Below are 11,160 nucleotides of genomic sequence, written 5' to 3' on the forward strand. Positions count from 1 at the left end.
CAACGATCTCGTTATGGCGAGGCTCCTGTACAAATACACGTTATCGCTCTGGTGGGTTCGAGAGAACCGGCACAGGGTAAAACAGGCACTGTCGAATCAAGGCTTTGTCAGTATAACTTCCCTTGCGGGATACGGTGTACAGTGCTGAACCCAGGACGTGGGGATCTCCTCTTCGACATGCCCTGTCTTGCTCGCCCCTGAGAGATTTTTATTATTCAAAGGGAATTCATTATGTCTTACGCTATTCACAACCAGAACCCGACATTCAATGACAGCGCCATCGCGCAGTATATGAATACCGATTTTATCGTCCTCGATATTTCATTATGCGTGGCGCTGGCGCGCGAGCAATTCTTCGAAAAATTAAAAGACGATGATATCCCGTCGCATATTTTTATTGAAGACCATGGCCGCCTGGCGGGGATGATTGCCGTGCGCCAGTTGCTGCAGACTTCCGATACGGTACAGCCGGTGAAATCGCTGATGATTTCGCAATTTTTACAGGTCAAACCGGAGGATGAACGTGCCGACGTGGCCGGACTGCTGGCCCATGGCGACGCGGATGTCGTGCCCGTGGTCACCCACGGGAAGCTCGTCGGCTGCCTGACCGAACGGGAAATCGCCCATCTGCTGGAAGATGACGTTACCGAAGATGCCCAGCTTCAGGGGGCGACGCTGCCGCTGGAGAAGCCCTATCTGGAAACCAGCGCCTTTAATCTGTGGAAAAAACGCTCCGTCTGGCTGCTGCTGCTGTTTGTCGCCGAAGCCTACACCAGCTCGGTCATTCAGCATTTCGAAGAGGCGCTGGAGTCCGCCATCGCGCTGGCGTTCTTTATCCCGCTGCTGATTGGCACAGGTGGCAACAGCGGAACCCAGATCACCTCCACGCTGGTGCGCGCCATGGCGCTGGGAGAGGTGCACCTGCGCGATGTCGGACGCGTGCTGCGTAAAGAGATGAGTACGTCGCTGATGATTGCCGCCACGCTGGGCCTTGCCGGGTGCATCCGGGCCTGGATGATGGGAATTGGGCTGGAAATCACGCTTATCGTCAGCCTGACGCTGGTGTGCATTACGCTGTGGAGCGCCATCGTCTCGTCCGTGATCCCGATGGTGCTCAAGCGCTGCGGCATTGACCCGGCGGTTGTCTCCGCGCCGTTTATCGCGACGCTTATCGACGGTACCGGGCTGATTATTTACTTCAAAATCGCGCAATATACCCTGGGGCTGGAGTGATCTTGCGAGCACCGCTTTCCCGTGATTGCGGTGCTCACTGTGCTACACATCACCCAGTTGATGCGCAATCTCACGCAACTGCTGGGCCAGCGCCTGGAGGTTTTTCCCCTTCTCTCCTTTCGGCCCGGTAGACTGTCGCACCACCAGACGGGCAGGTAAAATCGAGGACATACGCAACGCATTATCTTCGCCGCTGTCCAGAATGCGGCGCACCGCCTCTTTACCCTGCAGATCTAAATCCAGTGAGACCGTGGTCAGCGCCGGGTAGAAGAACGAGCTTTCGTAAGTGTCATCATAGCCAATCACCGACTTCTCGCCCGGAATGGAAATCTGCTGCTGGTGGAAGGCGCTCAGTACGCCCAGCGCCATCTGGTCGTTGCCCACCAGCACGGCGGAAAACTGCGGCGTTTCACGCAGCATCTGCAGCGCACCGGCATACCCGCTCTGCGCATCCCAGTTGCCGCGGATCACCGAGGCGGGTTCCAGGCCGTAGCCTTTCAGGGTTTCGATCCAGCTTTTTAGCCTCAACTGTGCCGACACAGAGGTCTCTGGCCCGGCCAGCAGGGCGATGTCGCGATGGCCCAGTTCGTAAAGGTATTTAACGCTGGCGCGGGTGCCGTCCGCCGGGTTAAACGAAACGTTAAACACGGAACTGTACGGGTCGACATCCAGGAACAGACAGACAATATCATCGTTGTCAGTCGCGATTTTTTGCGCCTCTTCGGCCTCCAGCGGCACGTTAATGATCACCTTGCTCACCAACTGGGACTTCAGCTCGTTGATAGAATCCTGAATACTGTGATTGACGTTCTCATCAATCATTGAAATCAGGACCTGATAACCTTCCACATTCGCATAGCATTTTACCGCCGCAGCCACCTGAGAAGGGGCATGCAATGCGAGCGAAATCGTCACCAGTCCGACAGTCTGGGTCTGTTTGCCGACCAGCTGCTGAGCCAGGCGGTTGGGCACATACCGTAATAACTCTATGGATTTCTCCACCTTGCTACGCGTGGCGTCGGATACATTGGCAGATTTATTCAGTACCCTGGACACGGTCTGATAGGAGACGCCAGCATGGCGTGCCACGTCCTCTAACGTTGCGCTTTTCGACTTCATGGTCCGGTTCCTTATGTTGTTATGCGCTGATTGTAACAGGGGCGCTGAAAAAAAACGCTTACCGCCCTCTTTTCACTGACACAACACCATCAAAAAGTATGACGCTCACAATGACACAACCTGCGACAAATCTCATTATCTGATACAAAATTGTCTATTTTATTTGCACTTAATCACACATTTATGATCATGCAATTGCCAGACAAAAGGTTTAGGCATTTTATGACAGCGGATTTGTGAACGTATTACAAAACAATAAGAGGGTAACAATGAACACGACGATCCGCTCTGTATCCGTTGCGCTGGCTGCCGCGTTAGCGTCTCCATCGCTGTTTGCCGCATCTTCGGTACCGATTGATTTCCATGGCTATCTTCGCTCCGGCGTGGGCGTCTCACGGGATGGTGGGATGGAGGAGTGGCAGAAGAATAAAATTGGCCGTCTGGGTAACGAAGCCGATACCTACGGCGAGCTGGAACTGGGCTCTGAGGTTTATAAAAAGAACGACGTAAGCTTTTATCTCGACAGCATGGTGAGCATGGTGTCTGACGGCTCTAACGATAACGAAACCACCTTTGGCGACGATGCCCAGTTTGGCCTGCGTCAGTTGAACCTGCAGATCAAGGGGCTGATTCCGGGCGATCCCAACGCGGTGATCTGGGGTGGGAAGCGCTATTACCAGCGCCACGACCTGCACATCATCGACACCAAATACTGGAATATATCGGGATCCGGCGCAGGTATTGAGAACTATACGCTCGGCCCCGGCGCGGTCTCCGTGGCGTGGATCCGCGGCGATGCCAACGACGTGGACTACCGCGTTGACGGTGATAACGACGTGAACATCAACTATATCGATCTGCGCTATGCGGGCTGGAAACCGTGGGCAGGCGCCTGGACCGAAGTCGGCATCGACTACGCCATGCCAAACCCGACCAACAAGCAGAAAGAGCACGGCGGGCTGTACGAGGCCGACAACGGCGTGATGGTAACCGGCGAGATCAGCCAGGACATGCTGGGAGGATACAACAAGCTGGTGTTGCAGTACGCCAACAAAGGCCTGGCACAGAACATGGTGTCCCAGGGGGGCGGCTGGTACGACATGTGGAACGATGTGAATGATGCCAGCGGCTACCGCGTGATCAATACCGGCTTAATTCCCATTACCGACAAGCTCTCCTTCAACCACGTGTTGACCTGGGGTTCGGCGGACGACACTACGCAATATACCGATAAATCGCGCCTGATTTCCCTTGTCGGCCGCGCGCAGTACCAGTTTACCGAGTATGTCCGCCTGATTGGCGAAGTGGGTGGTTTCTACCAGAAAGACACCTACACCGACGGGTCTGACTACAAGCAGAGCGGCGAGAAATACACCCTTGCCCTCGGCCTGGCCGATGGCCCTGACTTTATGTCGCGTCCGGAACTGCGTGTGTTTGCGTCTTACCTGAATGATTCCGAAAAAGGGAAATCCTTCGAGGACGGCACCGCGAATAATACCTGGAACTTTGGGGTGCAGGTCGAAGCCTGGTGGTAAATCTTCATTTTTAAAATGCGTTAATCGTTATTGTATCTCCAGCTAATTGCAGCGTATATCTCTGCTCAGGGATAGCCATTATTTTGGCTATCCCTTTTTTATATTTACTGATTAAAGTGTTCATCTAATAACTGACGTAAGGCATCAGACTGCCTGCCAAAGATGGCGTGCACCTGCTGACCGATAATAATTACGCCCAGCGCCCCTTCATTCTGTAACGCCTCAGAGTCAACCTTATTTAAATCTTTAACCGTCACGCGCAGGCGGGTAATGCAGGCTTCGACGTGTTCGATATTATCGTCACCGCCAAACGCGGGAATTAAACGCTGGGTAATTTGACTGTCCATAATACGCCTCATTCTATGCAGATAAAAAAATGCCTGCTCGTGGAGCAGGCTCTTTGCCTTTTTGCCCGGCGGCGCTGCGCTTGCACGGGCCTACGGGTTGGGAAGGCCGGGTTAGCGCAGCGCCACCCGGCAATAAAACCGCACTACGCTTTACGCCTGAGCACCCGACAGTCCCACGGCAGCAGCACGGTATCGCCCGCGGCGGCGGCGTCTGTCATGCAGTCGGTATACCCTTGCGGCAGCGTGATGTATTGCTGCTGTGCCGTGTAGTTCTGCACAAACACCCAGCGGGTTTCGCCATCCGTGCGCGCCGTGGCAACCACGCCCGGCGGGAGTTCACTCTCGATGGCGCGCGGCAGCGCCAGCTCGTTGATAATCCCGGCGAAGAAATCGCGCTGGAACGGCAGATCGTTGCGCGAAGCGACGTGCCACGCCTTGCCTTTACCGACGCGGTTGACCGTGACCGCAGGGCGACCGGCGTAGAAATCATCGCGGTAGGTCGCCAGCACCTGTGCGGACTCCGCGTGGATCAGCTCGCATAAATGCCGCACCTGATACGGCCCCTGCAGGCCGGCCGCGTTGCCCGCCAGCCCCTGAACCAGATTGCGCTCCCCCTCACCCAGGCAGTCGATCTCTTCTGCCCAGATCCCCAGGAGCTTGCGCAGCGGCCCGGGGAAACCGCCCAGATGACAGAGATCGGTCTCATCCACCACGCCGGTCCAGTAGGTCGTCACCAGATGCCCGCCATTGGCCACAAAGGCTTCTGCCCGCCCGGCAAACCCTTCGCGTACCATGTAAAGCATGGGGGCCACCACCAGCGCGTACTGGCTCAGATCGCCGTCAGCGTCAATGACATCCACCGCGATGCCTTTTTCCCAGAACGGACGATAGTGTTCGTTGACGGTTTTTTCGTACTCCATTCCCATATTGCGCGGACCTTCGGCATCGTCCAGCGCCCAGCGGTTTTGCTGGTCGAAGACGATCGCCACCCGGGCCTCGGTACGGCAGCCGACCACCCCCGACAGGCGTGCCAGCATCTCGCCCAGGCGCGTCACTTCACGCCCGACGCGGGTATCCAGATGGCCCACGTGGTCGATAACCGCGCCGTGGAATTTCTCCACCGACCCGCGGCTTTTACGCCACTGGAAGTACTGCACCGAATCCGCCCCGTGCGCCACCGCCTGCATTGACGAGAGAATATGCATCCCCGGCTTTTTCAGCTTGCTGGTTGGCTGCCAGTTGGTGGTGCTCGGCGTCGACTCCATCAGCACGAAAGGCTTACCGCCCTTCAGGCTGCGCATCATGTCATGATACATGGCGGTGTAGCAGGCAAGCGCCGTTTCGTCTTTCTCCCGGTGCCACATCGGGTAGCTGTCCCAGGAGATAAAGTCGATCGCCTTCGCAAGCTGCCAGTAGTCGTAGTCGTAGAAATACTCCATAAAGTTGGTGGTCACCGGCAGTTCGGCATTCGCGGCTTTTAGCGGGGCCACTTCATGGCGGCAGAAATCGGTCACCTGCGCGGTATTGAAGCGACGCCAGTCGAGGTTCAGGCCGTGAATCGACACTTCTCCCTGCGGCGCGGGGGACGCAATCTGCGACCAGTCGGTATAGGTATGGCTCCAGAAGGTGCTCCACCACGCGTGGTTCAGCGCGTCGAGGGTTTTGTAACGCGCTTTCAGCCAGTCGCGGAAGCGTGCCTGGCACAGATCACAGTGGCATTCACCGCCGTACTCATTGGAGATATGCCAGCCCAGCACCGCCGGATGGTGGGAATAACGCTCCGCCAGCAGACGGTTAATGGTGAATGTCTTCTCACGGTACACCGGAGATGACATGCAGTGGTTATGACGGCCTCCGTGCAGCGCGGGCACGCGGTTGCGCCCGACGCGCAGCACCTCAGGGTATTTTTGCGACATCCACGCCGGACGCGCGCCGCTTGGCGTCGCCAGGAAAATATGAATACCTGCCGCATACAATTTTTCAATAATATTATCCAGCCACGCAAAATCATATTCCCCTTCACGCGGCTCCAGTTTTGCCCAGCTAAATATGCCCACCGACATGACATTACATTTCGCCTGCTGCATCATGGCGATATCTTTCTCAATAATACCGGGGTAATTCTCCCACTGCTCCGGGTTATAGTCGGCGCCATGCAATAACGCCGCGACCTTTGGGCTTAAAGGCGCAAATTTATTCATATTTACAACGTCCTGAATGGAGATAAAATTATTTAAATACCGTTATTGATGGCAGCACTTTTCCCTGGCAATCAAATAATGCCTGATTCTCACGGGCATTCCCCTCTTTCCATTCGTCATGGATATATTTCATGCCGGCTTTGGTCGCCCACGTGGTACCCGGGACGGCAATCCAGGTGGGCTCCCAATAAAAGATGCCCTTGCCGCGATGGTCCGGAACATCAATAACGGCCTGCATTAAATCGTGAATATAATCGTACTGACCCTGAACGGTGCCCGGATAGCCGCCGTCTTTTTCTTCTTTCGCCTGGAAACTGTTTTCGGCGTTATCGCAGTTGTCGAGCGTATAGCCGTAGGCCGCTTCCACCACAATCACGTCTTTGTTATAGCGCCTGCTGATGTCATCCATATTGGCTTTCAGCGCGCTTATCGGGCCGTTCCAGTAGGTGTACATCGACAGGCCGATAATATCGAACGGCACGTTGCGCCTGGTGATTTCATCAAACCACCAGCGGAAGGTGTCATTTTTGGTGCCTTCGGCCAGATGCAGCATGACTTTCACCTGCTCGCCGTCGGTCAGGTTCTCCTTTAGCCCGCCAATGGCGGCAGTGAGCAGCCCGGCCAGGCGGTCAAATTCGCCGCCGCCCTGCCCCCAGCTTTTTCCTTCCGGCCACAGCATGCCGCCGTTGATTTCGTTACCGATCTGCACCATGTCCGGCAGGACGCCCTCTTTCTTAAAACGGGCAATGGTGTCGCGGGTGTAGTCATGGATCGCCGTTTTAAGCTGCGGGTAGTCCATCTTCTCCCAGGTTTTTGGCTTGAATTGTTTGCCCGGATCGGTCCAGAAATCGCTGTAGTGGAAGTCGAGCAGCAGCTTCAGCCCCTGCGCCTTCACGCGCTTCGCCAGCGCAATCGTGTTTTCCAGGTTGTTACTGCCGCCGCCGTAGGTATTGCCGCTCGCATCCTGCGGGTCTACCCACAGGCGCAGGCGCACGGTATTCACGCCGTTAGCTTTGAGGATAGCAATCGCGTCCTGCTGCTGGCCGTTCTGGTTATAGAATTTCGCGCCGTGTTGTTCTGCTTCCAGCAGGGTCGAAATATCCGCCCCCTTAATAAAATCCGCCGGCATGGCGTTAAAGGGACGCGTTTTTACCGCGTCGGCAGCAAACGCACTCGCGGCAAGGCCACATGAGAGGCAAACGGCGAGCAAAGCAGGTTTGAGTCTTTTCATGATCATCCTTTGGTACTCCCGGAGGTCAGGCCGGAGACGAAGTATTTTTGTAACGCCAGGTAGAGGATCGCCACCGGTACGGCAATCAGGACCGCGCCTGCCGCGTAGGTGGTGTAGCTGGCACCCATTTTTTGTGCCACCAGGTTATAAAGCCCAATGGGTAAGGTGTATTTGTCCGGGGTGCGCAAAATGGTGCTGGAGAGGATGAAATCTCCCAGCGGCCCGGTGAAGGAGAACAGCGCCACCACCGCCACAATCGGCTTCGAAAGCGGCATGATGATCTCGATAAAAATCCGGAAGTTGCTGGCCCCGTCCATGCGCGCGGATTCATCCAGATCTTTCGGGATGGCATCGAGGTAGCCTTTCATCAGGTAAGTGTTCATCGGGATCATGCCGCCTACGTAGATCAGCACCAGCGCCAGATGGCTGTTGATAAGACCCAGCAACTGCGACAGCACGAAGATGGCAATCAGCGCCGAGAACTGCGGGATCATCTGCAGCAGCAGGAACAGCATCAGCCCATTCTGGCGTCCTTTAAAGCGAAAGCGCGAAAACGCGTAGGCGGTAAAGCTGACGCTGATTAAGGTCAGCACCATGGTCAGAAAGCTGATTTTCATCGAGTTCCAGTACCAGGTCATGTAGTTCACCTGGCCATTGAACAGGTCGGCATAATGCTGCACCGAGACGTTCTCGGGAATAATCGACGAGCTCAGCAGGCTGTTTCCCGCGTTAAACGACGCGCCGACCGTCCACACCAGCGGGTAAATGATGATTGTCGAGACCAGTGCGATAACCAGCCAGGAGAGCGAGAGGCGTACCCACTTCTCACGTTTAATACTTTGTGATTGAGCCATTGTTACGTTCCTTACGCCATGTCGTCATTTTTGAACGATTTCGTGGCGCGGAACTGCCATAGCGCCAGCCCGACGACAAAGATCGACAGCAGGATAGTGATGGTCGCCGCAATCGCGTATTGCGAAGAGGACATCGTCAGTTTGTAGATCCACGACACCAGGATATCCGTCCCACCCGCATTCGACCCCACCACCGCCGGTCCGCCGTTATTGAACAGATAGATGATGTTGAAGTTATTGAAGTTGAAGGTGTACTGGGTGATCAGAATCGGCGCAATCGAGTACAGCACCAGCGGCAGCGTGATGGTGCGCAGCTTCGTCGCGCTGCTGGCACCGTCCATGGTCGCCGCTTCGTAGAGATCGTCCGGAATGGCCTGCAGCACGCCGGTGGTCATGGCGAAAACAAACGGGAAGCCGAGCCAGGTCTGCATCATAATCAGCGCCGTTTTGGTCCAGAACGGATCGGTCATCCACGCTTTTGGCGCAATGCCGAAGAAGGCCAGTATGGCGTTGTTGATCACCCCAAAGGAGTCGTTGAACATCCCGGCAAACACCAGAATGGTGACAAAACCCGGTACCGCCCACGGCAGAATGAAAATGGTGCGGATCAGCGGTTTAAAGCGCAGATCCTTCTGGTTGACCAGGATGGCCAGCAGCACGCCTACCGAACATTGCAGCGTAGTGGCAAGCAGGGTCCAGACCACCGTCCACTGCAGCACATCGAAGAAGGTCGAACGCCAGATCGAGAGCGTGAAGATATTGATAAAGTTCTTAAACCCGACCCAGTCTACAAGCTTAGCCGGCGGCGTGTGGTACAGGTTGTAGTTGGTAAACGCAATGGCAAAGCCGAACAGTATCGGGAAGACCACCACAAACACCAGCAGGATAAAGCCAGGGGTGATCATCAGATACGGGAAGCCGTCACTCAGCAGCATCTGATACTGCTTGCGCACGCTGTTCAGCCGTAAGCCTTCATCACGTTTACGGCCATTGACCCACGCATCCCGCATCGACAGGGCATACACCACGACGCCAAACGCGCCAATCAATACGCTGATGATCCCTTCAGCCAGCAGGAAGATGGAGTTGTCCCGCGGCACCTCCTCGCCCAGCGTCACCAGCCCCCACAGCCCCTCGCGCAGAAAATCGGCAAATACGCCGATAAAACTGGCCAGCATCACCAGGAAGATGCCCCCTTTCAGCCACTGGCGATGGTAGAACTGACCGAAGCCAGGGATAACCGCCAGCAGCAGGCCAGTCCAGGCATGACGCCCGGCCCCGTGCGGTCTGGCAAAATTTTCCGGGATGATACTCACAGACAACTCCTTTCAAAAAAACGGGAGAGCAGCCTCCCGTTCGGCGACGTCAGAACATTACTGGTTGCTGGCCTGCATGGCTTCGATTTGCATCTGGACCTGTTTCTCTGCGCTATCCAGCGCGGCTTTAGGATCCTGTTTGCCGGTCAGGCTCAGCTCCAGCGCGGCGTTGGCTGGCCCCCACACTTCGCCCATCTCCGGAATGCCCGGCATGGCGGAGGCTCGCGCGGCCTGTACCGCGACGGCACTCGCTTTTTCATCGTTCTTGATAATCGGATCGTCGATCATCGCCGTCAGCGGCGGGATCTCACGCGTGGCAACGTAGCGGGTTTTGACGTACTGCGGCTGGTTAATAAATTCGATAAATTTCTGCGCCAGCGCTTTGTCTTTGCTCCAGGTGGAGACCACGTAGCCTTTCACCCCAAGGAAAGAGCTCATAGGCTTGCCGTCCGGCAGCGCTGGCAGCGGCGCAACGCCGTAGTTGATGCCTGCCGCTTCATACGGCTGGAATGCCCACGGCCCATTGATCACGGCTGCTGCTTTCTTCTCGGTAAACAAAGAGTCGATGGCGTTCAGACCGTTGTCGCCGACTATCCCGGCAGGGAAGATCCCGTCGGCGTAGAATTTTTTCAGGTACGTCACGGCCTCTACCGCACCCGGCTTGTTCAGGCCAACGTCGCTGGCGTTATAGCCGCCTTTGTCGTTTTGACCGAAGATGTAGCCGCCCATCGGGGAGATTGCCCCCCAGCTGTAGTAAATCTGGTCGAACTTGGCGAGCAGGCCGTACTGGTTTTTCGCGCGCTGCTGTTTCGAAAAGTCATACCAGTCCTGCAGTGTGTTCAGGGGCTTGTCGATGAGGTCTTTGTTGTAGATCAGAACCAGCGTCTCGACCGCTTTCGGCACGCCGTAGAGGGCATTATCCATTCTGAAGGCATTGATTGAGGCCGGGGTGTACTGTTCTGTCTGCTTAGCCTCCAGATTCAGAGGGGTCAGCAGCCCTTGCACCACGGCACCGCCCAGCTGATCGTTAGGAATAACCAGCACGTCCGGGCCAATGCCTGCCGGGCCGTCCAGGCGCAATTTTTCCAGCTGCTGAGCGTAAGGCGTTTCCTGCACGTTAACCTTAACGTCGTACTGTTTTTCAAAGTCGGCGACCGCATCCTTTATGCCGGACGACTTCTTGATGTCTTCCCAGACGTTAAGCTGCGTGGTGGCGTGGACCTGCATCGCGAGCGTAGAGAGGATAAGCGCAGCGAGAATGTTCTTTTTCATGTTCAACCTCATGTGAAGGTATAACAATTTTATGGTTGTTATCGCATCAAAC

General features: G+C 55.8%; 9 protein-coding genes and 1 riboswitch. Of the genes, 2 read left to right on the forward strand and 7 right to left on the reverse strand.

The window, feature by feature from the left end; all coding sequences use genetic code 11:
- Window positions 1–170: riboswitch (M-box (ykoK) riboswitch) on the forward strand.
- A gap of 61 nt (window positions 171–231) precedes the next feature.
- The gene (locus C5687_RS15365; RefSeq protein ID WP_045284640.1) at window positions 232–1,233 is read left to right on the forward strand and encodes a magnesium transporter; all 1,002 of its coding nucleotides are present in this window, start codon (window positions 232–234) and stop codon (window positions 1,231–1,233) included.
- Between the two features lie 42 nt (window positions 1,234–1,275).
- On the opposite strand, the gene C5687_RS15370 is transcribed toward C5687_RS15365, so the two are convergent.
- Window positions 1,276–2,352 carry a LacI family DNA-binding transcriptional regulator gene (locus C5687_RS15370; protein ID WP_104557267.1) on the reverse strand — a complete coding sequence of 359 codons (1,077 nt, stop codon included), beginning with the start codon at window positions 2,350–2,352 and terminating at the stop codon, window positions 1,276–1,278.
- Window positions 2,353–2,621: 269 nt separating this feature from the next.
- Here C5687_RS15370 and C5687_RS15375 point away from each other — a divergent pair, with 269 nt between their 5' ends.
- Complete coding sequence (locus C5687_RS15375) at window positions 2,622–3,887, forward strand: maltoporin (RefSeq protein ID WP_104557268.1); 1,266 nt, start codon at window positions 2,622–2,624, stop codon at window positions 3,885–3,887.
- 104 nt (window positions 3,888–3,991) lie between these two features.
- On the opposite strand, the gene C5687_RS15380 is transcribed toward C5687_RS15375, so the two are convergent.
- From C5687_RS15380 to C5687_RS15405, 6 genes are all read right to left on the reverse strand, one after another.
- Window positions 3,992–4,234 carry a PTS sugar transporter subunit IIB gene (locus C5687_RS15380; protein ID WP_013097212.1) on the reverse strand — a complete coding sequence of 81 codons (243 nt, stop codon included), beginning with the start codon at window positions 4,232–4,234 and terminating at the stop codon, window positions 3,992–3,994.
- Between the two features lie 143 nt (window positions 4,235–4,377).
- Complete coding sequence (locus tag C5687_RS15385; RefSeq protein ID WP_104557269.1) at window positions 4,378–6,435, reverse strand: beta-galactosidase; 2,058 nt, start codon at window positions 6,433–6,435, stop codon at window positions 4,378–4,380.
- Window positions 6,436–6,463: 28 nt separating this feature from the next.
- Window positions 6,464–7,666, reverse strand: coding sequence for a glycoside hydrolase family 53 protein (locus C5687_RS15390; protein ID WP_104557270.1), 1,203 nt, complete (start codon window positions 7,664–7,666; stop codon window positions 6,464–6,466).
- Window positions 7,667–7,668: 2 nt separating this feature from the next.
- Window positions 7,669–8,520, reverse strand: a complete 852-nt coding sequence (locus C5687_RS15395; RefSeq protein WP_025755901.1) for a sugar ABC transporter permease — start codon at window positions 8,518–8,520, stop codon at window positions 7,669–7,671.
- 11 nt (window positions 8,521–8,531) lie between these two features.
- Window positions 8,532–9,836, reverse strand: a complete 1,305-nt coding sequence (locus C5687_RS15400) for a carbohydrate ABC transporter permease (RefSeq protein ID WP_104557271.1) — start codon at window positions 9,834–9,836, stop codon at window positions 8,532–8,534.
- Between the two features lie 57 nt (window positions 9,837–9,893).
- A complete protein-coding gene (locus C5687_RS15405) occupies window positions 9,894–11,108 on the reverse strand; it encodes an extracellular solute-binding protein (RefSeq protein ID WP_104557272.1) in 1,215 nt (404 codons plus the stop codon).
- Between the last annotated feature and the right edge of the window lie 52 nt (window positions 11,109–11,160).

The organism is Enterobacter sichuanensis (assembly GCF_002939185.1).
Lineage (GTDB): Bacteria > Pseudomonadota > Gammaproteobacteria > Enterobacterales > Enterobacteriaceae > Enterobacter > Enterobacter sichuanensis.